Origin of the sequence: Pseudomonas sp. TAE6080 (assembly GCF_018732265.1) — a bacterium.
Lineage (GTDB): Bacteria > Pseudomonadota > Gammaproteobacteria > Pseudomonadales > Pseudomonadaceae > Aquipseudomonas > Aquipseudomonas brenneri.
On record NZ_JAHIDY010000032.1, the window covers coordinates 1 to 22119 of the forward strand.

General features: G+C 57.1%; 18 protein-coding genes and 1 pseudogene. 10 read left to right on the plus strand and 9 right to left on the minus strand.

Annotation, left to right across the window (positions count from 1 at the left end; all coding sequences use genetic code 11):
- A partial coding sequence (locus KL786_RS21410) for a TniB family NTP-binding protein (protein WP_215518912.1) occupies nucleotides 1–788 on the minus strand: 788 nt, incomplete at its 3' end.
- A gap of 2 nt (nucleotides 789–790) precedes the next feature.
- Nucleotides 791–2470 (minus strand): TnsB C-terminal domain-containing protein, encoded by a 1680-nt coding sequence (locus KL786_RS21415; RefSeq protein WP_034011913.1) that lies wholly within the window; start codon nucleotides 2468–2470, stop codon nucleotides 791–793.
- Nucleotides 2471–2588: 118 nt separating this feature from the next.
- Here KL786_RS21415 and KL786_RS21420 point away from each other — a divergent pair, with 118 nt between their 5' ends.
- Genes KL786_RS21420 through KL786_RS21430 form a run of 3 tightly spaced genes read left to right on the plus strand, consistent with a single transcriptional unit; the run spans nucleotide 2589 to nucleotide 5773 of the window.
- Nucleotides 2589–3170: a recombinase family protein gene (locus tag KL786_RS21420; protein WP_353844679.1), complete on the plus strand. Its 582-nt coding sequence runs from the start codon at nucleotides 2589–2591 to the stop codon at nucleotides 3168–3170.
- Between the two features lie 4 nt (nucleotides 3171–3174).
- Entirely contained in the window at nucleotides 3175–4812 is a 1638-nt protein-coding gene (locus KL786_RS21425) for a DDE-type integrase/transposase/recombinase (protein WP_200876640.1), read from the plus strand.
- On the plus strand, nucleotides 4802–5773 hold the full coding sequence (locus tag KL786_RS21430; RefSeq protein WP_024015038.1) for an ExeA family protein: 972 nt from the start codon (nucleotides 4802–4804) through the stop codon (nucleotides 5771–5773). The genes KL786_RS21425 and KL786_RS21430 overlap by 11 nt, the downstream gene beginning before the upstream one ends.
- A gap of 174 nt (nucleotides 5774–5947) precedes the next feature.
- On the opposite strand, the pseudogene KL786_RS21435 reads toward KL786_RS21430, so the two are convergent.
- From KL786_RS21435 to KL786_RS21455, 5 genes and pseudogenes are all read right to left on the minus strand, one after another.
- Nucleotides 5948–6073: pseudogene (locus KL786_RS21435) on the minus strand (integrase domain-containing protein); the annotation flags it as partial.
- Entirely contained in the window at nucleotides 6057–6410 is a 354-nt protein-coding gene (locus KL786_RS21440) for a hypothetical protein (protein WP_060765844.1), read from the minus strand. The gene KL786_RS21440 and the pseudogene KL786_RS21435, both read right to left, overlap by 17 nt.
- On the minus strand, nucleotides 6397–7803 hold the full coding sequence (locus KL786_RS21445) for a YfjI family protein (RefSeq protein ID WP_060765843.1): 1407 nt from the start codon (nucleotides 7801–7803) through the stop codon (nucleotides 6397–6399). Before KL786_RS21445 ends, KL786_RS21440 begins: the two co-directional genes overlap by 14 nt.
- 695 nt (nucleotides 7804–8498) lie before the next feature.
- Nucleotides 8499–8642, minus strand: a complete 144-nt coding sequence (locus KL786_RS21450) for a hypothetical protein (protein WP_155717247.1) — start codon at nucleotides 8640–8642, stop codon at nucleotides 8499–8501.
- Between the two features lie 214 nt (nucleotides 8643–8856).
- Nucleotides 8857–9393: a LasR-specific antiactivator QslA gene (locus KL786_RS21455; protein WP_060765842.1), complete on the minus strand. Its 537-nt coding sequence runs from the start codon at nucleotides 9391–9393 to the stop codon at nucleotides 8857–8859.
- A 532-nt stretch (nucleotides 9394–9925) separates the two neighbouring features.
- Between KL786_RS21455 and KL786_RS21460 the strand changes: the two genes are divergently transcribed.
- Nucleotides 9926–10258 (plus strand): hypothetical protein, encoded by a 333-nt coding sequence (locus tag KL786_RS21460; protein WP_060765856.1) that lies wholly within the window; start codon nucleotides 9926–9928, stop codon nucleotides 10256–10258.
- A 356-nt stretch (nucleotides 10259–10614) separates the two neighbouring features.
- On the opposite strand, the gene KL786_RS21465 is transcribed toward KL786_RS21460, so the two are convergent.
- Nucleotides 10615–13497, minus strand: coding sequence for an RNA 2'-phosphotransferase (locus KL786_RS21465; RefSeq protein ID WP_215518914.1), 2883 nt, complete (start codon nucleotides 13495–13497; stop codon nucleotides 10615–10617).
- Nucleotides 13498–14591: 1094 nt separating this feature from the next.
- Here KL786_RS21465 and KL786_RS21470 point away from each other — a divergent pair.
- The 5 genes from KL786_RS21470 to KL786_RS21490 are packed head-to-tail and all read left to right on the plus strand — an operon-like array spanning nucleotide 14592 to nucleotide 19868.
- Nucleotides 14592–15266, plus strand: a complete 675-nt coding sequence (locus KL786_RS21470; RefSeq protein ID WP_060765855.1) for a class I SAM-dependent DNA methyltransferase — start codon at nucleotides 14592–14594, stop codon at nucleotides 15264–15266.
- Nucleotides 15267–15279: 13 nt separating this feature from the next.
- Nucleotides 15280–16209 (plus strand): isopenicillin N synthase family dioxygenase, encoded by a 930-nt coding sequence (locus tag KL786_RS21475; RefSeq protein WP_068575870.1) that lies wholly within the window; start codon nucleotides 15280–15282, stop codon nucleotides 16207–16209.
- A 22-nt stretch (nucleotides 16210–16231) separates the two neighbouring features.
- Complete coding sequence (locus KL786_RS21480) at nucleotides 16232–17602, plus strand: NAD(P)-dependent oxidoreductase (protein ID WP_083235680.1); 1371 nt, start codon at nucleotides 16232–16234, stop codon at nucleotides 17600–17602.
- Nucleotides 17599–18690 carry a mandelate racemase/muconate lactonizing enzyme family protein gene (locus KL786_RS21485; protein ID WP_215518915.1) on the plus strand — a complete coding sequence of 364 codons (1092 nt, stop codon included), beginning with the start codon at nucleotides 17599–17601 and terminating at the stop codon, nucleotides 18688–18690. Before KL786_RS21480 ends, KL786_RS21485 begins: the two co-directional genes overlap by 4 nt.
- A gap of 41 nt (nucleotides 18691–18731) precedes the next feature.
- A complete protein-coding gene (locus KL786_RS21490; RefSeq protein WP_060765853.1) occupies nucleotides 18732–19868 on the plus strand; it encodes an aromatic ring-hydroxylating oxygenase subunit alpha in 1137 nt (378 codons plus the stop codon).
- 313 nt (nucleotides 19869–20181) lie between these two features.
- Here KL786_RS21490 and KL786_RS21495 read toward each other — a convergent pair whose 3' ends face one another.
- A complete protein-coding gene (locus KL786_RS21495) occupies nucleotides 20182–21168 on the minus strand; it encodes a LysR substrate-binding domain-containing protein (protein ID WP_230962007.1) in 987 nt (328 codons plus the stop codon).
- 9 nt (nucleotides 21169–21177) lie between these two features.
- Between KL786_RS21495 and KL786_RS21500 the strand changes: the two genes are divergently transcribed.
- Nucleotides 21178–22113 (plus strand): DMT family transporter, encoded by a 936-nt coding sequence (locus KL786_RS21500; RefSeq protein WP_060765851.1) that lies wholly within the window; start codon nucleotides 21178–21180, stop codon nucleotides 22111–22113.
- The last annotated feature ends 6 nt before the right edge of the window (nucleotides 22114–22119 follow it).

Here is a 22119-nt window from a genome sequence, read left to right on the forward strand (position 1 = left end):
ACCAGCAGATGTGCAAGCTCGCCGATGGTGCCTTCGCTCCGGGTGAGCAGGTAGCGGGCCATGTCCAGCGTGGCAATCGGGGATGGCCGCCGTAGCGGGAGTGACGCCGCGAAGCTGGCCAGCAGCGAGCAGCAGTCCTCATTGGCCTCCCACGGCGGCAGCAGCATCGGCTCGAAGCGGTTTTCCAACTGATCGTCCGAACGGATGGCCAGGTACGCCTCGCGCGTGCCGACCCCGACCAGGGGGATACGCAGCTCGTTGCCGAGGAAGCGCAGCAGGTTGAGGAACTCGCGCCGGTTAACGCTGTTGCCAGCCAGTACATTGTGCAGTTCGTCGATCACCAGCATGCGCACGCCGACCTTGCGCAGCAGGGCCAGCGCCAGTTGCTCCATTTCCGGCAGCCGTGGGCGCGGGCGCAGCGGCGCGCCCATCGCAGCCAGCAGCGCGACATAGAAGCGGATCACCGATGGCTCTGACGGCATCTGCACGACCAGCACCGGGATATGTTCTTGGTCAGCGTCGGTGCCGACCGGGTGCGCCCGCCGGAATTTCTCGACGATCATCGACTTGCCGTTGTTGGTGGGGCCGACCAGCAGCAGGTTTGGCATGCGTTGCTTGTTCGGCCACGCATACAGAGTTTCCAGCCGGTTCAGCGCCTCGACCGCGCGCGGGTAGCCGATCCAGCGGTCGGCGCGAATGCGCTGGATGCGCTCGTCTGCCGGCAGCCTGGCCAAACCCTGTGCCGCTGGCAGCAGGTGGGACAGGTCAATGACGGGATATTCGTCCACGGCTACCACTCCTCGATCTGATCGAACGGTTTGGCCGGCGGCAGGTTGTCTGCCTGCGGGTCAGCCATGTCCACATCCGGCGGTATGGGCTTGGCCGGTGGCTCCGACGTCTTGAGGTGCTGGCGGCGATCAGCGTCGCGCCGCGCCTTGCGCGTGGCCTTCTGGGCGGTGGTCACGATCTCGCGCATCTGCCCGATCATGCGGAACAGCGCCGACTCGTCCACCTGCTCGCGCCCGAGCTGACGCAATTTGGCCAGCGCCTGGCGTTGTTCCCAGAGGGTGACGGCCGGATGGGACAAGGTGCGGTAGTGGATCTCCAGATAGTGCTGACCTTCCGGTTCCAGTACCCAGATGCGGCTGATGTCGCGCGGATCGCGCCGGATCAGGAAGGCGGGCAAGCGCTCGCGCCGGGCAATCCACGGCTTGAGGGCGTCGGCGTAGTAGTGGATGTGGTCGATGACAAAGCCGGTGCGGGTCAGGGTGCGGCGGATCACCGGCAGGAAATCGACCAAAAACGCGGTGGGGCGGGTAACGACGGCCGGGACGCCAACGCGCTCCACGGCCTCGGCCCAGCGCGCGGCCGGCGGCTGGAGCAGGCCGTTGTGCACGGAGCCGTGATAGGTGCCTACCGCCAACGCGAGCCAGCGCTCCAGCTCGCGCAGCGTCAGGGTGGCCATCTTCTCGGAATCGTACTCGCCGCGCTGGCCGGGATTGGAGAAGGTCGTCCCCGGTAATTCGTCGTGGATCATCTGCATCGCCGTGCCGATGATCCGTTCCACGATGCCGCCGTAGTGCGGCTGGCCTGGTGGGCGATAGTCCAGCCGGATGCCATGCTGTTCGCAGCCACGGCGCAGCGCTTCGCTTTTGAACTCGGCCGCGTTGTCCAGATAGAGCAGCCTGGGCTTGCCGCTCATCGGCCAGTCCATTTCCACATTCAGCCCTTCCAGCCAGGGCCGCTTGTCGCAGGCGGCATGCGCGAGGCATAGGCCGACCGAGACGGCGGACGGCGCTTCCAGCGTGACCACCAGGCCGAGTACGCAGCGCGTGAACACGTCGATGGCGAGGGTCAAATATGGGCGGCCAATCGGTTGCCGGTCGCGCTCGTCGACCACGATCAGGTCGATGACGGTGTGGTCGATCTGCACCTGTTCCAGCGGCATGGTGACTTCGGGCGGAATGCCACCCGCGCCTTGCAAGGGACGGGCAGCGTCCTGCCCGCCCCGGCTGCGGGCTATTTTCGCCGGGTGTAGTCCGGCAATCCGCTGGGCCACGGTGTTGCGCGCCGGCACCGGCAGCTTCTGGGTTTTGCACGCCTGCGCGACTTCGCGGTGGAACGCCGCCAGGCTGCGTTTCTGCTTGGTCAGGAAGCGCTTTTGCAGCAGCTCGCGGATGATGCGCTCGACCGGTTCCGGCAAGCGCCCCTTGCCTTTGCCGCCGCCGGATCGGCCGGGCGTCAGGTCTGTTACCAGGCCAGTACCCTGCCGGGCGCGACGGATCAGGACATATACCTGTCGCCGGGACAGGCCCAGCGCTTGGGCTGCCTCATCGGCGGCTTCATGCCCGACCACCTCAAGCGCTGCCAGTGGCCCGATGATTTCCGTCCGGTGCCGGGCTTGCGCCCATGCCTCGTCGGGCAGGGTGGCCACGCCTTGCGCGGCAATCGGTGGAGTGTCTGATGTCATGCCCAAACCTCGCTTTGGTGCACACGAGTATTGAGCATAGTCGAGATTGGTGCAGACGACTCCTGATATTGGGCTGTCAGGAGCCGTATGCACACCAGGCGTTACATCCAGTCAGATGGTGCGGTCGTCTTCTGAAAACGACAGCGTCTCGACCGACGACCAACTCCTCGATCTGCAACGCGATGCTCTGGCGAAGATCGGCTGCGAGCGGGTGTTCGAGGATACCGCCAGCGGTGCCAAGGCTGAGCGGGTTGGCTTGACCGCTTTGCTGGCCACGCTACGCCGTGACGACACCGTGGTGATTTGGCGCCTGGATCGCCTCGGCCGCTCGCTGAAGGATCTGATCCGGCTGGTTGAGCAATTGGACGCCGCCGGCGTCGGCTTGCGCAGCTTGCAGGAAAACATCGACACCGCCTCGATTGGTGGCCGCCTGGTGTTTCACCTGTTCGGTGCCTTGGCCGAGTTCGAACGCAACCTAATCCGCGAGCGCACCCAAGCCGGCTTATCCGCTGCACGGGCGCGAGGCCGCAAGGGCGGACGCAAGAAACGGCTCGACCCGGCCAAGCAGGAGCTTGCCCTGCGCCTCTACCATGAGCGGAAACATACCGTGGCGGAAATCTGTCGGATGATGGGCATCGGCCGCTCGACGCTCTACAACTATCTCACCGAGGCCGAGCGTGATGCCCAGCGGGCGGCGTAAAGCCATCCCGACCGATTCGCTGATGCAGTTGCGGCAGCGGCTCGACCGTCTGCCCAAGAAAAGCCCGGAACGGATTACTCAGGTGGCCGCGATAGCCGAGTTGTACGGCGTGTCCCCAAGCACCGTATACCGGGCGCTGAACCTCATCCATAAACCCCACGCGGCTCACCGCGCCGACCATGGTAAGCCGCGGGTATTGCAGCAGGCCGAGCTGGAGCGCTACTGCGAGCTAATTGCCGCGCTGAAACTGCGCACCACCAACAAACAAGGGCGGCACCTATCTACCCGCCGTGCCATCGAGCTGCTGGAGGGCTATGGGGTGGAAACCGAGCAAGGCTTGGTCAAGGCGCCCAAAGGGGTTCTGACCCGCAGCACGGTGAACGAGTACCTAAGCCGCTGGCACCTGGACCAGTCGCGGCTGTTGCGGCAACCACCGGCCACCCGCTTTCAGGCTGCGCACAGCAATGACTGCTGGCAGTTCGACCTGTCGCCCTCCGACCTCAAGCACATCGATAAGCCGGACTGGATCGATCCGGCTAGGGGCATGCCGACGCTGATGCTGTTCAGCGTGGTGGATGACCGCAGCGGAGTGGCCTATCAGGAGTACCACTGTGTATATGGCGAGGACGCGGAGTCAGCGCTGCGCTTCCTGTTCAACGCCATGACGCTGAAGGCGGACCCGACTTTTCCCTTCCAAGGCCGCCCGAAGATGATCTACCTGGACAACGGCCCGGTGGCCAAACGCCGAGTATTCCAGAACGTCATGCAGGCGCTGGACATCGAATGGCAGACACACATCCCGGCCGGCAAGGATGGCACCCGCACCACGGCTCGCTCGAAAGGCAAAGTGGAGCGCCCCTTCCGCACGGTGAAGGAAGCCCACGAGACGCTGTATCACTTCCACAAACCGGAAACCGAAGCGCAGGCCAATGAGTGGCTGCTGCGTTATCTGGTGCGCACCTACAACGTGCAGGATCATCGCTCCGAACCGCATTCGCGGATTGAGGACTGGCTGGCCAACCTGCCCGTCGAGGGCCTGCGCGAAATGTGCACCTGGGAACAGTTTTGCCGCTTTGCCCGCGAGCCGGAACGACGCAAGGTCGGCGTCGATGCCCGCGTCACCATCGACGGCACGGCCTACGAGGTGGAGCCCGACATGGCGGGCGAAACCGTGGTGTTGCTCTGGGGCTTGTTCGATGACGAACTCTATGCCGAGTTCGAGGGGGAGCGCTTCGGACCTTACTACCCCGTCTCCGGGCCAATTCCCCTACATCGTTACCGCGCCTTCAAACGCGGCAAGGCGGATGAGCGCTCTGATCGCATCCGCTTGCTAGCCGGCCAGCTTGGCCTGCCTATCGCCGCATTGGCTGGCGACGATGTGCGACTCACACCCTCTATTATTCCGACGGCACTGCCACGCCAACCCTTCGATGCCGAGGCGCACGAATACCGGTTTCCCAATGCCATCGCCGCCAAGCTCGCCATTGCCGATGACCTAGCGCAGCCGTTGGCTAAGCTCTCTCCCGACGATCAAGCCTTCATCCATCAGGTGCTGAGCGAAACCCTGACACGCCGCATTGTCTTGGAGCGCGTGCGGGGCTACTTCCGCCATAAGAAAACAGGAGAAGAACATGCGGGCTGAAGTAATGCAGCACTACGGACTGGCGTTGCCACTGAACCAGGCCGGCTATTTTGAAACCGCCCACCATCAGCAGTTGATCAAGGACATCAAGGGGGCGATCTTCGAAGGACGGCTGATTGCACTGTGCGGCGTCATCGGCAGCGGCAAGACCGTAATGCTGCGCCGGCTTCAACAAGCGATGGAAGAGGAAAAGAAGATCACGGTCTCCAAGTCTCTCGCCATTGAAAAGCACAGCATCAAGCTGGCCACTTTCATCGCAGCGCTCTTCTATGACCTCTCCACCGAGAAGCAGGTACGCATCCCCACCCAGGGCGAAAAGCGTGAGCGTGACCTACGCGAGTTGGTGAGGAAGAACAAGCGCCCGGTCGCCCTGTTCGTCGATGAGGCCCATGACCTCAACGGCCATACCCTGACCGGTCTTAAGCGTCTGATGGAGCTGGTGGAGGACGGTGACGGGCGGCTGTCGATCGTGTTGGCCGGGCATCCCAAGCTGCGTAACGACCTGCGCCGACCGACGATGGAGGAAATCGGCTACCGCACCGACATCTTCTCGCTCGATGGCATTGCTGGCAGTCAGCGGGAATACATTCAGTGGCTGCTGGAAACCTGCACTGCGGGGAAGGTCGAACCCGAGTCGATTCTGACCGAAGACGCGATCGACCTACTCGCCACTAAACTGCGCACGCCACTGCAAATCCAACTGCACCTCAGCCTGGCACTGGAAGCCGGCTACCTGACCGGCGAGAAACCCGTTTCGGCGGAACTCGTGCAATCGGTGCTGTCGCGCCAACTGGATGATCTGGAGCCAACCCTCACTCGTCACGGCTACCGCATCAAGGATCTAGTGGAGCAATTCGATGCCAAACCCACCGAAATCAAGGCTCTGTTCAGTAATGCGCTAGACCCGGCGCGGGCGGTTGAGTTACGTGACAAGATGCTGGCAGCGGGCTTGCCTATCTGAGTCCTGTCATTTGCAAATAATGCAGGCTGGCGACGATGGAATGCAGGTCGGCGCGGATCAATGCAGGCTCATTCGCAGTTAATGCTGGTTTGCCGGGCCGGTCAGTCGCAGTTAATTCCGGTCGAAAATCGTATTGATTGCAGGTCGGGACGTTTTTAAATGCAGGCCGCTACAACTATGGGCTTTGACGGTCGCAAAATGGCCATCGCCAAACAGATCTTTCAGTGCTTGCGGCCCGGCATAGCTGAGCTGGCGACCGAAGCCGAAATTGCGCCCCGCTCGCTTACCGACGCGAGCCATTTTTCTGTTCCTGATCGACTGCAGCGAGCTCATGCAAAAGGGCTCTCCAGTTCGCACTCACGACGGCGAACTGGGACCAATCAGTCGGGCGAAAACACAGCGTGTTATTGATGACGTAGAGATGCGCGCCCTCTTCTTTCAACCACTGAATGATGACTGTCGTCGAGGCAATAGCTTTATGGGTGGTGGCGACACCGGCGACATCGGCGACACCCCTTGTCCTGCCTGGCTTTGAGGGCGGCGACAAAGTGGCGACAGTAGCGGCGACAAACTGCGCTTTCGGCTCCTTTTGGCGCTGAGCCAGATGGTTACGCAACGCTTCATCAAGATTGAACATGACGCACCTCGAAGGTCTGCCCGTCGGTGATCAGCCACTGATGATCAATCAACTCGACCAACAGCTTGGCAGCATGACGACTGCTCTTGCGGGCAAAGCGGGGACCGTTGCGATTCAGATCTCGAATACTGAAGCGCGTCCACTCCTTGACCTGCAGCCAGCGCAACAGCCGGTCCGCCTCTTCTTTTACCCTGCACACCGGCTCCTGCTCGGTCAGGCGCTGGATCTCGGTGAGGTAGTAGCCAACTAAGGCCGAGGCCCGCTGGATATGGTCGACCTCCACGACACTGCTCTCCTCCACAACGGCCAAAATGCCGGCGACGCGCAAAAGGTTGTCGGCGGCCTTCGAACCGCTGGGCCGCACGCTGGCCAGCTCGCCAAACTCACCCAGTTGAGCTTCGATAGCATCATGCAAATCAATCCAGCGACGACGCGCCAGCGGACTGAGGCTCAGCTTTGACAGTTGCAAGGCTCCGTCAGCGGAAAGTGACCAAGGCTGATAAAACAGAGCCGAAAGGCGATGATGATAGCGCTTGAGGGCAGCGTCTTTGGACAAGTCGACAGCCTGGTAGCTACGTTGCCCGGCTAGACTGGTGGGCCAGGTCATCAAGCAGCGCCCTAGAATGCCTTGCCCCTGCAGCAACGGATCACAGAGTAACTGCATGGCCAAATACGGTTGCAGCATCAGGTGCAGGCTCAAGCGTCGGTCATAGGCTCGCAAGCTTTCACCAACCATGGAACGCGCGCGATCTATCGGGCTGCCATCCCAGAGTGACGACAAGGTCGTGACCGCTTTCAACCGGTTATCCCGACTCATGGTGCTGCTGCCGAGGAATTGTCCACCCTCATCACAGAACAGACCCATGCTAGGCAGGTCATGACAGAGCCCCTTGATCAGGGCCTCGATAGTCGGGTCGGTGGTGATCAGTCTAGGGGCTGAGGGCTCCGCTTCGAGCGACATTCCGTTTGCGGGCTCAGGATCGCCAGGCTTGATACGCTGCGCCTGTCGCTGTGCGGCACGGTACCGGGCAAGTTGTTCGCGATAGCGCTGCCACTGTTCACGCTCCCATTGCCGTGCCGGCAGCAATGCACATCGGTCTGCGGCGGTCTTGCGATCACCTGACGCGGCCACCGTGATCAGGTACAGCGACAGGGGATAATTTCTCCCGTCGAGCTGTAAGCCCGCATGACCTTGAGTGGCCAGCGCCGAGGCAGCCAACACTGATTGCGCGGCCAGTGCCTGGGGCACGCCGATGACGTCGGCCATTCGCTCTACCGCAGGCCCAAGAACCCCACCCAGTGCCTGCACCGGATAAGGCTGGGCTAAGGGATTCGACTCAATCAACGGTCGAGGTGGTTGTGGTAGTTCAAGCTTCGGATCTAACTGCTGCATGGCCCTCTCCTCGTTCATTGCTGGTTGTCCTCACGTAGTCCCGCCACGGTTGTTGAGTGTTATCAGGGATCAAGGCCCCTGCGGCCTGTGAGGTGCTCACTGACGCGGAACGAACGGCTCCTTACAACCGGGAGCGAGGGCATAACCCCATGAATCTGGCCTCCTTAGTCGCATCCGAAGATGCGGGCGGGTAGAGGCTGTGCCGACTGACGAGTTCGGCACCTGGAGATCTGGAGTAGGAGAAGGCAACGACATGGACACCTGGGGCATGCCTGACTGTCAGTCAGATGCAGCCTTTCCATGGGCTGCGGCACCGGTGCCTGTGTCGTTGCGGATGGCGACGAATCGGATTTGTCAGGTCGATTGTCACGAGGAGAGTTGCGGCAATGCCCTGTACGACGTGGCTTGCAGCAGTGGTACGAGCGCCCGTCTCTTTCCCGGAGAAAGAGACGGGCGCAGTCTGGCGCAATGAAGTGTGCCGAGAGGTGAGGTGGCTGCAGTGCAGCGAGGAAGGTCCATCGTCGGCCGCAGTGGGCAGATCAGTCGAGTGGGCATCCATCACTCTTGTGGAGTGACCGTGCGAGCCGCCGGACGCTAATCGCACTTCGGTAGAACCACCACGCAAGTGGCGTAGCCTTGAAGGTTCTGGCTACCTGGGCTGGTGCTGTCAACGACAGCGATCCGTGCGCCAATTGTTATACCCACTCGAAAAGACGGTCAAGCATCAAGGGCAAGGCGTGCAAAAAGTGGCGACTGTCGCCACTTTTGTCGCCATGCTCCAGGCCACGTTCTACTTGCGTTGTCGCCGGTGTCGCCGGTGTCGCCACTTCTCTAGCCATGACCACGGCAAGATCCGTTCTTACACTGGAGCGGCACTCGAAAAGTAATTTCTGATGGGTAAACGAGGGCGTGACGCTAATTGAAATTCAAAATGAGATGGTGGAACGAAGTGGCTTCGAAAAAAGCGAGTAAACCCTCCGACCGGCGCGATCAAAGATCGCTTAATCGGAGGGTTTGGCGGGAAAAGCAAAGTCTCAAACGTCAATTACAAACTCAGGCATCGATGCTGGTTGATTGGGCAGTGACTGCCTCACGTCGCATGATCAGCGTCTGCTGCAATCGCAGCAGAAAACCTGCTTCAAATGCTTCTTGGGGATCTCCCGGGCGATGACGTTTTCGATTCTGCGCCAGAGCCCACCATAACGGTAGTGATGAGCCATCGAGCCAGGTCTCAGCACAACGAACGCCGTCCTCAATCATTGGGCCGAATTCATTGCCCCAGGGCGTTCGAATACCAGGACAGCCGTCAGCGGATGGGACAGAGAAGTACTCACCAATCTGTTGATGAACTCGTTGAGCTGGCATACCCGTCAGATATCGAAACGCCTTGTCGAACAACACTGCAGCGTCATCCAGCAGCTCTACAGCCAGTTCAACGTCCTGCGGAAAATGAAGCAGAATACTCTGTGCTCCATTAAGCCGAAGAGTGGCAGCCTGCCGTAGTTTAATCGCGGCATCTTCAGGGGTAAGCGATGCAGTATCGATGGTGCTTGGTTTGGGGAGGCTAATTAGAAGCGAGAGATCAAACATCGCGGAATCCTCCGAGATAGTTTGCAATACGAAACAAACGGCTAGGGCGGCGCACGAGCTTAAAAGGGGGACAGGACATTTTCCTTATCTCCTCGGACAGTTAAGGAACCATCCACCCAGCCGTTCTGACACGAAATGGGTGGCGGACCGTACGGGGGTCAGAAACCGGCGTCCGAGGGAACCGGCCAGGCCGAAGCCTGCCCCGCACGGACCGCCATAGAAAAGCAGCAGCTAAGCCTCTGTAAGCACTTAATTGCTGGCTATGGCGCCATGCGCCTCGAACAATTCAGGTTCTGACACCCGGCCACGGGACTGACCGCGACGGACAAAGCGTAAATGCGAAGCAGTGACAACACAAGCATGCAGTATCAATAAAATATGCATCCGAATGAAGGCCGGCCAGACGCTGATGCTCGCAGGTATCTGGTGGCCCTCTATCGCATCAGGTCTGACCCAACGACGATTTACCGCCGAGTCCGGCCACACTGATAGAATCGGTCAGACTGTACATAAGACCCTTCTGAGAAATGATATGAATACAGAGTTGACGGAAGAAGAGATGCGCCGGGCGCTGTTCGGTGAGTCTAAGTCCCCTGCACCGGCAATTAACTCACACGTGCAAGACACCGTTCCGGATGTCGTGACCGTGCAACCGATAAAGGCAGCGAAGAAAAAGAAAACGTCAAAAGCCTTTACGCCCAGGCTGAGAGTCACGCTGCGGGTGGGAAATGAGTTTGAAGGCAAAATGCACGAGGAAGTACATGAGGTCGATACGCTGAGCACCCTAGTTGCGGAGCAAGAAGCTAAAAAGACGGCTAGAAAAAAATTCAAGTTTGTGGAGGTTATTTCGGTCAAGTCGATGTAAGCGGCTATTCTAATTTGGCATTGAATCGCTTGCTGTTAACGCGAGTCGCCCAACCGGCGAGTTCGTGTCGATTGATCACTTAAACCTCAGTTACGGTAATGGTATCGCTAGTTTTACAGTACCGTACCATTCAAAGTATCGATGCCTAACTGAACGCCCCCCGAGACCGAGGGTACCGACAGGCAGAAACCGGCCAGAAGCGGACAGTCAAGATCCAAGCTAGAAGGCGCCCAGAGCAGATTAGATTCTGGGGCCCCGTTTTTCCTTCTCCTCAGCAAGGAGAAGATAGCAAGCTCGTAAACTGCTAGAAGAAGGCGGAAGTTTCTAGTTTCATCTATGGAAAAGGCTGCTGATATTTAGCGAGACGCACCAGCTTCCTCAATAAAAGGATTAATTATGGACAGGCGATGTGGCAAAACATGCGCTGACACCCAGATGCCTTCAGCGACGGGCGTTTCATCATTGCTTTGTTCTATCGCAAGGACAACCGGAGCGCCCTTGCGCTCACCTACCGCCATGGCCTCCTCAGCGACATTTGTCAAATGCACCATACGCCGCTCCATCGGGATTACTCCGTCCCTCACGATCCTATCGAGTACGGACCAGCTAGACCCGTGATACAAAGCAGTTGGTGCTCCCAATTTGATACCGGCCTCGATAACAACATCCAGTGTATGCCCGTAAAGAGCTCTGATGCGACCGTCTCTTATTTCGAATCTTGGCTCGCCGGGATGTTCGGCAATAGCGAGTAAATGACTCGAATCCACTTTTAGTGAGCGAGCTAAATCCTCCATGCTCGCAAACCCTGTGTTATCCACGGGTATTCCGTTGCTCGGGCCGGAATGGCGGAGTTGATAGGCCATTGTCTTGCTCAATCGACGATGGTCGTGGCTAGGCACGGATTCATTTGCTTCATTCTGTTCTATGCGGGAGAGAGCCTGAAGCAGTTCCCGTGCCAAATTTTGAATTAAGTCAGTGCAGCACTCTGAGATCAGACCGCATAGCTCCCGCGCGTGACGTCGCAGGTGCTTTCCTGCCTCTTTTTCAGTCCCTAGTCGCAGGGCACGAGTGATAGCGAACCACCCGTATGCGACAATTAAGTCTGATTCACTAATTGTGTGGCCCATTCGGCTAAAATATCTTTCCATAAGCGCAATTCGCATGCGCCAGCCGTCCAGGTTCGCTTGTACAAGCGCATTATCCTCTATTAGTTGGACAACATCGTATCCAATCGGTATGAACTCGCTGGACTCAAGATCAATGGCTACGATTCGCCCAGCTGGGTCAACTATCCAGTTTGATGCATGACCGTCTCGTTTTCTAACCAGCGGCAGCTCTCCAGGAAAAAGTTTACGCAGGGAGTCAACAAAGCTGTCAGCATGTTCTTGCTCGAAGAGACTCCTCGACCACATCTTGAGGTAGTCTTTTAATGGTCGCCATGCTGATTTACCTATCGGAGGAGTTCCTGCAACGCTATGAAAGATAGCGAGGAGGTCTGTGATCGGCTCTAGTACGGCCAAGGCCTCTTCCGCAGAAAGCTCGCTCACTAATCGTCCCGCTGCTCGCTGAGATACGTGCACCCATCGCCGCTCGTCTTCAGAGGGAACCTCTACAATAGCGAGCGAACGAGGCACTTCAAACAGACTCGTATCTCCACGAGAAGCGATCACTTTTCGTAGCGAGGTCAACATCGTCGCCTCGTGGTCTGCCTTTTCTTTCGTAGTCCGCTTGAAGACGAACGTTTCAGAAAGAAATCCGCGAGCGTCAGCAACAGCGAATACCTCGTTACGGCCACCCAAATTTGATCGTGCGTAGATTGGGGAATTCAAGGCTAGGATAGCTGCCTCACGCCAACTGACTGTGGTATATGATGTTTCGCCACCGGAAAGGCCATCTAGGTAGTCTTTCACTCGCGCTATACCGATTCTCGGAAGCGGCCAAGTAGGATGTAGGGTACAAAGTTCGGTAAATACATCTTGAGCACGATGAGCCAAGTCCAGATTGCCAGTTCGTTTAGCTACCGACAGTGCCGCGGCTCCAGCCTCCCATTGAACGTGTCGGTTAGACCGCGCCATTTCAGACAGTGACCCTGTTATATTCACGTACCTAGATAGGTCATTCGGCTTAAGAAGATCAGATGGACCATCTACCATTTGACGTAAAAACTGTGCGCTCAGCACAGCCGCTGGTACAGACCCTCGATCTGTTAGCAGATATTCTAAATTGTTGATTACGCATCTGATGATTCCCCACAATTTGGCGGAAGGTTGTGTAGCCATCAGTGCGAGCAATCCCCTTGGTATTGCCATCGACCTCGCTGGCAGATCCAACTGCGTCTGTTTGGCCGCTTCAACTATGGTGGAAAGAACACGGCAACGAGCTTCATCAACTGAGCCCCTAGGACGAGAGCGGGTCAGCTTAAGTTTCGCTATTTTTAGCTGTTGGAATCTAACGCTTCCAATACCGGAGTCTGAGAGCAACGCTAGGCGGAGTCGAGCTTCAACCTCCGCAAGTTCTGATCCCTCAACAATCTTTGGATTCTCCGAAAGGAGTTTAAGCGCGTCCTGCAGAAGGTTTTCGTCACCAGTTTGGTCAAACTGTTGAACCAAGAGCTCAAGTCGGTAAGTAAGTGTCTCAGGCTTCAGATTCCCTAGAGTCATAGACTCTTTAGAATAGGACAATGCTCTTGACACAGTGGCAGGCGAAACTTGGACCCAGCGCCCGATCATTGCGACGGCAGTTGCATACTTACCGGTGGCTATTCGCCTAGCAGACTCCGTTAATACTTGACTTTCGATAGAGAATCTAAATTCGGAAAGGGCAACCCGGTACCGTGCAATGGCTACGTCAATCTCATGCCCTGCAAAACTCCCCTTAGCATCTTCATATAGCGCATCAGCGGCTCGATGTGCAATATTGGCTAACGACTTCGAAAAGTCTAATCTAACATCCTTTAATGAACTACTCATATCAACTGGGTTTCGTCGCATATGTTCAAGTATCAACATAAATACTGGCGATGCGACTATCTCATCCTCTCTCAGAATTTTTCGCCACATCTCTGATGCTGAAACATGCCCGTCTGCGTCGAAAAGTAAGCGTAAGTCCGAAGACCTTGGGCTTGAGGCAAGCCAAGCCGTTGAAGAGGGTGAGCCAAGGTAGCCAAGGGTAGTAAAGACTTCTCCCAAATTTGGCGCCCAAGCGTTCAATGCATTTAAATATTCGTCATTTGGCGCCATGATCTATCCTTTTTCCACGAGCCGTTGAGGTTCTTACGATCATAAACCAAAGCAGAATTCGCTGTTAGTGCTGAGGTACATATTGCTTAGCTTCAATGCTCAGGGGAAAGGGCTATCTGAACATCGAAGGCGAACAACGGTATCCAAGCACCTGAAAAAAGCGGCACGGCCTAATTTGCTAAAGCGGGGCATAATTTACGTGATACGAACCATTTGTATCAGTGTGCCAATCGTCCGCTTCTGGCCGATTTTTGCCTGTCGTCACCGGCAGCTATGCGCAGTTAACTGCCAACCATGGTTACGAAGTGTGCTGGTCAACTCCGATGCAATCGGTGGTCAGATCGGGTGCAAACGGGTGGCCAATTTCGCACGGTATTCCAATTGGTATTCCAGCCAAAATACTAAAACCGATATTAATTTTATAAATCAATAACTTAATTAACAAATTCAAATTACCCCGGCAGACCGATCTGGCTTCTGCTCCACGACACGATGGTGCGTGCTGCCTAAAGGTTAGGACGAACCAGGGTCCAGCGGTTCGCTAGGGAAATGGAATCGTCGTGCCTTGATGAACGTAAGGTGACCACAAGCTTATCCATAGCGTTCATCGTCACTTTTATCAACGACGTCATAGACCAGCTTCGCTCTACCCGCTTTACAGGTATAGAGGATGCCCGCATCTTGCTGTCCAAAGGTCTTCGGCGGTAAAGGCAAAGGATTTGCCATTCAGCAGAATTTTGTCCACCCAGCCCTTGAGCCTTGGGTACCAGGCTCGCCACCCGTGTTCAGCCATGATCGCCGAATAAATTAAGCAATAGCATGGGCGTGGTGCCCTGTCTGCATTAGCGTGATGATGGCTGAAGGTGAGACGTCAAGGTACTGAGGAGTTTTCTGTCAAGGCTGGCTCATTGCTTCTCGATGATCAGCGGAGAATAAACGCAATGTATAACGAACAGTTAACCATAAGGAATAATCTGTAGGATAAGTCGTCTACCTGCTATTTACAGCGCCATAGTTGACGAATAAAAATAGCCCTCCAAGCAGCAACCACTGTTCAATTCAACCTGAAGATTAATTTTTTCGGAGAATACAGAATGGCCAGCGAAAACTACGCGATCAAAGGTGGCCAACCTTTACCGCCAACTTCCGTTAACCAGGCGCTTAACTTTGATCGGGACTATTCGCGTTTGAGGAATTATTACGAAACCTGGTCAGTCGATTATGACAACGATGTATCTGAAGAAAACTACTGCGGCCCCCGCATGCTCGGTGACCTCTTCGACTCGTTGCTCCCGGCCTCTGGAGCGCGCCGGCCCATGCGGATCATGGATGCCTGCTGCGGAACCGGTCTGGTAGGCAAAGAACTGATGCTGCGGGGATTTTCGCCTGTCGATGGTTGTGATTTATCGCCGGCCATGACTAACTTGGCGCGCGAAACCCAGGCCTATGCAACATTGTATGGCGGGGTGGATCTTACTGAACATAATCCAATGATCGCTGACAACCAGTATGACGCAACCTTTTGCTGCGGTGCATTTATCGAGGGCCATTTACCCACAGAGGCCATCCATGAACTTATGCGAATCACAAAAAATAGCGGGTTGATCCTACTGAGTACACGCTGTACTTTTTATATAGCAGAACACTTTGACTCCCTACTGAATAAACTAACGGCCTCCAGACAACTTTCTGCATTGCCTTCGTTTATGAACGCAGCTTACTTGAACGACGTGCAAGCCCACTACTTGGCGTTTGCCGTCAACAAATAATCAGGAGTCGAACATGGATGTGCTCAATAGTATTTCCCTTGAGCGTCTTGAATCGACCCAAGCAGATTATGAAATCAGCCGTTTGCGCGAATGTTGCGTCAATGATGGATTCTTCTACCTGGCCGATCATGGCATACGGCCCTCGTTGATAGCGGATGCCTTGGAAACCGCCCGCCAATTCTTCGCGCTGCCACTGTCCACCAAGAACCAGTTCTGTCAGGACCGGCAAGTGGTCATCCCCAAGACGTGCCGTGGATATGTCGATACGTTTGGCGAGACCTTGCATCCCCCCACCGGCCCGGATCGAAAGCAGCATTTCGACATGGGCCGGGAAGCGCCGGCCTGCGACTTGCCGTTTACCGGGCCGAACCTGTTGCCCAGCGAGGGCCAGGCCCCCGGTTTTGCCAAGTCCATGCTCGCTCTACAACAAGAAGTACTGGACCGGGTAGTGCCCGCACTACTGCGCGGCCTGGCCCTATCCCTCGGGCTGGACCGGGATTTTTTCCAGGCGTTTTTTTCCAACCCGGTGCTGATCCAGCGTGCGCTGTATTACCCACCCTCGGGCAGTGGCGCGGGCAAGCACACCGACAACGGCATGTTCACCTTGCTGTTCCAGGACCCGCGAGATGCCTGTGCCCTCAGTGCCTTTTCACAAGGCCGGTGGATCGACGTTCCTTGCCGCGCCAACGAAGTGGTGGTGAATCTCGGCGATATGTTGATGAAGTGGAGCAATGGCCTGTTTACCAGTACGCCGCACCAGGTGATCCACCGTGCAAGCAGCGCCAGGGTGTCACTGCCGTTTTTTGTGTACCCGGACATCGCTGCCGTGTTTACCCCGCTAGGCAGTGACCAGACGGTCGCCTGCCGGCAGGTCATGCTCGATAACTTCAATTCCATCTGGGTATCCGGCCAGGGCGCCGGCAGGGCGCGCGAGTTCGCTTGAAGCGGCCCACAGGAGAAGCGATATGCACACCGCAGAGCCAAACAAAATCGCCTTCATCGGTGTTGGAAATATGGGCCGGCCACTGGTGGAGCGTCTGCTGCTCGCCGGATACGAGGTTCAGGTGTATGACATCGACCCGACACGTGCGCGCTCCGTGATCACTGCAGGTGCGCGCTGGAAGGCCACCCCCGCGCTGTGTGCCAGCGGCTGTGAGGTTGTCGTGACCTGCCTGCCCCTACCCCATCATGTGCTGGAAAACATGACCGGGCCGGAGGGTGCGCTGGCCGGGATGGCGGAAAACTCGGTATGGATCGATACCTCCACCACCGATTATCACAACACCCGGCATATCGCCGGACTGGCCCGACAAAAACACATCCATAGCCTTGAAGCCCCGGTCAGCAATCTGTCGCATATGGGGGTAGATTTCGCCAATGTGTGTTTCTACATCGGTGGCGACAAAGTCGGTTATCAATCAAGTAGCAGCGTGCTGGAGACCATGGGCCGCAAGGCATTTTATGTAGGTGAGATCGGCACCGGGCAGTCCGTCAAGTTACTGACCAACCTGCTGTTTTACGCCGCCACCGCCGTGTGGGCCGAGTTGCTGGTGCTGGCCCGGGCCAATGAGATCCCGCTGCACTGGTTCTGGGATTTCGTAAAAACCTCCCGCGGCAACTGCTTTGTCAGCAATCAGTTGACCCCGTTTATGCTCGACGCCAGCTACGACCATTCGTGCACCCTGGAGATCACGGTCAAGGACATGAGCCTCACCGAGGCGCTGGCCGATGAGTTGGGGGTGGCGATTCCCTTGGGGCGGATCATCGCTGATCGTTATCGACAGGCCGGAGCGCGGTTCGACACTCAGGACAATCACGTCAAGGTCGCAGCCTTGAGCGAACAGGAAAACAGCATTGCGCTTGCGCTGGCCGACTTCCAGGCACCCTCGCCCTACGGCGCCAATCGTAACTACCGACACAGCGGCGCTTTTACCGAGGATGCTTTCGGCCGGATCACCCCCACACTGCCGGAAACGTTCCACTCCGGCATCCGGTTCACCGACAATCAAAAGATCAAGCTGGCGACGCATCTGGTGGAATTCCTCGCCTGTATCAACCGGGTCATTCTCGGGGAGGCCGCTGAAATTGGCGGCGCCATGGGCCTGTCGCCCTCGCTGGTCACCCAGGTCGTCAACTGGAGCTGCGGCCCTAGTTGGGTGGCCGAACACATGGACAGCTACGAGCCGTGCTTCGACAGCATCGCGGTAGTCGATCAAAAACGCCATGAGCTAAAGCTGAGCGTTATCAACCGGATTTTCCAACAATCGATTCTGGATGTTGCCATCTCGCCTCGCATGGCGGGTCTTGCCCAGGCCGAGGGGGTACTTGTGCCATGAAAATAACGTCCATCAAGGTCTACCAGTTCGACGTCCCGCTCAAGGCAAAATACAGCCTCAGCGGCGGTCGCCTGCACTATGCCGCGCTGGATTCCACCGTGGTCGTTATAGGTATGCTGGGGGTGGGTGAAAGCTGCCCATGGGGCGCCACCTACCTGCCGGCCTATGCCAGAGGCGTACGGGCGGGGATCGATGAACTGGCGCCCCATCTGATGGGGGAAAACCCGTTGCACCTGGACCAGATCAACGAGCGGATGGACGTGATGCTGCCTGGGCACCCGTATGTGAAAGCGGCAATTGACCTGGCGTGCTGGGACATTCTCGGCAAGCACTGCAACCTGCCGTTGTATGCCCTGCTGGGGGGTAAATTCCAGGACTCGATTGCCTTGCAGAGCAGCATTCCCACAGACAATCCCGACCTTATGGCCACACACCTGGCGGCCGCCCGACAGCAGGGTTACCGCACCCATTCCTGCAAGGTCGGCACCGGTGTCGAAGAGGATGTGACGCGGATCAACAACCTGATTGCGCAGCGCTTGCCGGGCGAGGTGATTACGTTCGACGTCAATCGTGCCTGGACGGTGGCCGATGCCGTCGCGGTGATGAACAGCGTGCAGGATCCTACGGTGTGTTTCGAACAGCCCTGTGAGTCCATGGATCAGTGCCGCGCCGTGCGCGAGATGACTCGTAACCCGATTATCCTTGATGAGTCTATTGTGACCCTGGCAGACCTTGCGTATGCCCAACGCCATAACATCACTCAGGTCATCGGGCTGAAAATCGGTCGGGTCGGTGGCTTGACCAAGGCCCGGCAACTGCGCGACTTCTGCATCCATCACGGAATCCAGATGAACATCGAGGACGTCGGCGGCACCTTGATTTCGGACAGCGCCGTCATGCATCTGGCCACAGCGACGCCAGCGCGTTTTCATCGCGCGAGCTGGAACTGCTGCCGGCACCACGATGTGCAATTGGCCACGGGAGGGTTCGACATTCGCCAGGGCCGTGCGTATGTACTGGATAGCCCGGGGCTGGGGCTCGAACTCGACCCCCAGCATTTCGAATCACCGGTCGCGCAGTACAGTTGAGCGCCGCGGCCCTTTCCACCACGTTGATCCATGGAGGCTCCATGTCCAGCGCCCCATCATCCTTGCATCTGGCTCGCGGCTTCGACACCGATCCCTTTGCATCCTTCACCTTACCCAGCGAACACTATGTGGATAGCCGGCTCTTCGAACAGGAAATGGAGCTGATTTTCTGCAAGACCTGGCAGTACGTTTGCCACGTTTCAGCCTTGGCCCAGGCCGGTGACTATTACGTCCGGGACCTGGGTCGCCAGAGTGCCCTGGTGGTCAAAGACAAGGACGGCGACTTCAAGGCATTCCACAATGTTTGCCAGCATCGTGCACACCGGCTCGTGGAGGGGAGTGGCCATGTGCCTGGGCTGTTGACCTGCCCTTACCATGCCTGGACCTATAACACCCAGGGCCAGTTGGTCAGCGCGCGAAAGTCCGAGCATCTCAAGGACTTCTGTACTGAGCAGGTGCAGCTCGCGCCCATCCGGCTTGAGGTATTTTGCGGGTTTATTTTTATCAATTTCGACAGCAAATGCGCATCCATGCAAGCCCTGCTTCCCGGCCTGGAAGACTCCATAAGATCCTTTGCTCCGGCGCCGGAAAAATTGTCCCATGCGTATTCCAAGAACTACAGCGTGCAGTCCAACTGGAAAGTTTCGGTGGAAAACTATTCGGAGTGTTATCACTGCCCGATGTGCCATCCGACCCTGTCCATGGCCACCCTTGATCTCAAGAGCTACCACTTGGCGATCCATGAGCACTACCACGCCCATGTCAGCCACGACAGTGGAACGAATCAAGGGTATACGATGAAGGAAACCTCACCACAGTCCCGTCAGTTTGGTGCCTGGTACTTATGGCCAAACTTTTGCCTGGAGGTGTACCCGGGGGGCTATATGAATGTCCTGCACCACATCCCCATCGCAGTGGATCACACCTTACAAGTGGTCGAATGGTTTTGCGATGCCGCCACACCCACTAGGGAAGAGCAGGAAGTCATCGACTTTGTAGCGGTTATTCGCGAAGAAGATGTGCCCCTGTGCGCCAGCGTCCAGCGGGGATTGAGCAGTGATGGCTACCAGCAAGGACGCTTTGTCGTTGACCCTGGCCTGGGTGCTAATAGCGAACACGCCGTGCATGACATCCAGAAAAAAACCCTGGCGGCCCTTGGCCTGCTGACACCCTCGTAGGGTCTTTGAAAACTCCCCTTGGGGGTTATGTCGAGAGCGAGGCTGCGATAGTGGTGTATCAGATACCATAAGTACTGGCAGTGCTACCGTCGCCACCTAATAGCTAATCTGGCCATTGAGCCGGGCGCGTCTCCCTGTAGGGAGCTGGCTTGCCTGAGGTGGTCGTTAACGATGACGTTGAATATCTGACACCCTGCGGTGTTCCAACTGCCGCTATCGCAAGCGAGCTCCTCAGCGAACGGTCCTGCGCTCTAGCTTTCGCTGTTGATCTGCCCTGCCTTCTCAGCGAAGGACCGAACGCAGGCATTGCGCCTCAGTCACCAAAGGATGACTTCAACCAATCCAGCAACTGCCGGGCTGCCGGACGCAGGTTGGCGTCTCGCCATTTGTAGACGCTCAGGGCTTCCGGCAGATGGGTGGATTCGGCAAAGGGCCGTACCAGGTCGCCGCTGGCGAGCATTTTTTCGGTGGTCCGACGCCACCCCAATGCAAAACCGAACCCCTCGACACAAGCCTGCATCATCACTGGATAGCTGTCGAAGAGTTTGTCCTTGGAGCCACCCGCCTTGATGCCGAATTCCAGCAACCAATCGTTCCAGGTGCTCCAGTCTTGCGGTACTGCAACGTGGTGCAGCAGCGGCAGGTTGGCCAAGTCCGCCAAGACCAGCGGCGTGCTGCCAAAAGAAGCGAGGTAGCGTGGGCTACATACCGGATAGATGTCATCGCTCAAGGTAAACAGCCGCGTGTGATCGCCAGAAGCCCGGCCTGAGGTCTGGATGGCGATATCAAATTTTTCAGCGGTTGCGGTGATGGGCTGGGTCGATGCGTTAAGGCGCACCTCCATATCCGGGTACTTCCTATGCAGCGCGGGAATATTGGGCGTCAGCCAATAGAAAGCTTCGCACAACTGTGCCACTAGGACTACTTCGCTGCTTTCCCGGCCTTTTTTCAGATCTTCGGCTTGCGACGCAATACCCAGGAATGCGGTCCGAACGGCATCGCGAAATTCGACACCCGCCGCCGTCAGGAATACCGCCCGATTTCTGCGGGTAAATAACGCAACACCCAGGAATTCTTCGAGAGAACGCACCTGTTTGCTAATTGCGGCCTGGGTCAAGTTCAACTCTTCAGAGGCTTTGGAAAAGCTCTCAAGTCGCGCCGCCGCTTCAAAAGGCACAAGGCTGGACAGTGGGGGCAGTGAGCGTTTGAAATTATCCATAATTTTCAGTCCTTCTGCGTAACCATAAGTCACTTTAAATACTGCCAGTGCGCACTCAGAATCCTTAAAGCAGTTAATCAAGGAAAACTCATGTCTGGAAGCACTACGATAACCGCCACTGATAACCGACAAAGCATTCTTATCGTTGTAGGTTCGGTATTTTTGCTCTCGGTGTCAGACGCCATCATAAAGGCAACCAGTGCCGATACTTCAATGTGGCAACTGTATGTAATCCGTTCTGTGCTGGCCTCGGGCATTCTGATGGCGCTGGTGGTTCACCTGCGCGGCGCCACGAATTTGTGGCCGCTGTCTCCCCTGTGGGTGGTGATAAGAAGCCTGCTGCTGTCGTTGATGTGGATCGCCTTTTACGGCGCACTGCCCTTCATCAGCCTGACCGTCGCCGCCTTGGCTATCTATACCACACCTCTGTTCATCGCTTTGTTCTCGGCCCTCTCCTTGAAGGAGAACGTGACCACACGCAAATGGCTGGCGATCTGCCTGGGTTTTGTCGGGGTCGTGATTACCCTGGCGCCGAGCACCGAAGACTTCAATACCTATGCGCTACTGCCTGTACTCGCCGCCATTCTATACGCCCTTGCCGTGGTGGTGACCAAGGGCAAATGTGCCGATGAGGACCCCGTACTCTTGGCGTTGGCCATGAATGTCGCGTTGCTGATCATTGGGGTGGTGGGCAGCCTGGTGGTGCTGCAGACCGGCCCGCATTTTCCGGTGGATGACGGTTTACGATTCCTGATTGGAGGCTGGTCGGCCATGGGCCAGGGCGACTGGTGGATCATGATCGTATTGGCGGTCCTGATGGTAGTCGTCAGCATCGGGCTCGCCAAAGCCTACCAAGTTGGTGAGACCTCGGTCATTGGTGCGTTTGACTACACCTACCTGATTTTTGCCATCGCCTGGGGCGCCCTGTTGTTCAACGAAATGCTGAACGGCCGAACCGCTACCGGCCTGGTCCTTATTCTGCTGTCGGGTTTCATTGTGCTGAAAAAACCCGCAGGCGAGCTCTGACACCTC

Bases quoted from the DNA above. Each gene is read 5' to 3' on its own strand.
- KL786_RS21415 (WP_034011913.1), bottom strand. From the start codon at position 2,470: ATGACATCAGACACTCCACCGATTGCCGCGCAAGGCGTGGCCACCCTG.
- KL786_RS21500 (WP_060765851.1), top strand. From the start codon at position 21,178: ATGTCTGGAAGCACTACGATAACCGCCACTGATAACCGACAAAGCATT.
- KL786_RS21475 (WP_068575870.1), top strand. From the start codon at position 15,280: ATGGATGTGCTCAATAGTATTTCCCTTGAGCGTCTTGAATCGACCCAA.
- KL786_RS21430 (WP_024015038.1), top strand. From the start codon at position 4,802: ATGCGGGCTGAAGTAATGCAGCACTACGGACTGGCGTTGCCACTGAAC.
- KL786_RS21440 (WP_060765844.1), bottom strand. From the start codon at position 6,410: ATGTTCAATCTTGATGAAGCGTTGCGTAACCATCTGGCTCAGCGCCAA.
- KL786_RS21470 (WP_060765855.1), top strand. From the start codon at position 14,592: ATGGCCAGCGAAAACTACGCGATCAAAGGTGGCCAACCTTTACCGCCA.
- KL786_RS21490 (WP_060765853.1), top strand. From the start codon at position 18,732: ATGTCCAGCGCCCCATCATCCTTGCATCTGGCTCGCGGCTTCGACACC.
- KL786_RS21455 (WP_060765842.1), bottom strand. From the start codon at position 9,393: ATGTTTGATCTCTCGCTTCTAATTAGCCTCCCCAAACCAAGCACCATC.
- KL786_RS21465 (WP_215518914.1), bottom strand. From the start codon at position 13,497: ATGGCGCCAAATGACGAATATTTAAATGCATTGAACGCTTGGGCGCCA.
- KL786_RS21450 (WP_155717247.1), bottom strand. From the start codon at position 8,642: ATGGCTAGAGAAGTGGCGACACCGGCGACACCGGCGACAACGCAAGTA.
- KL786_RS21480 (WP_083235680.1), top strand. From the start codon at position 16,232: ATGCACACCGCAGAGCCAAACAAAATCGCCTTCATCGGTGTTGGAAAT.
- KL786_RS21460 (WP_060765856.1), top strand. From the start codon at position 9,926: ATGAATACAGAGTTGACGGAAGAAGAGATGCGCCGGGCGCTGTTCGGT.
- KL786_RS21485 (WP_215518915.1), top strand. From the start codon at position 17,599: ATGAAAATAACGTCCATCAAGGTCTACCAGTTCGACGTCCCGCTCAAG.
- KL786_RS21445 (WP_060765843.1), bottom strand. From the start codon at position 7,803: ATGCAGCAGTTAGATCCGAAGCTTGAACTACCACAACCACCTCGACCG.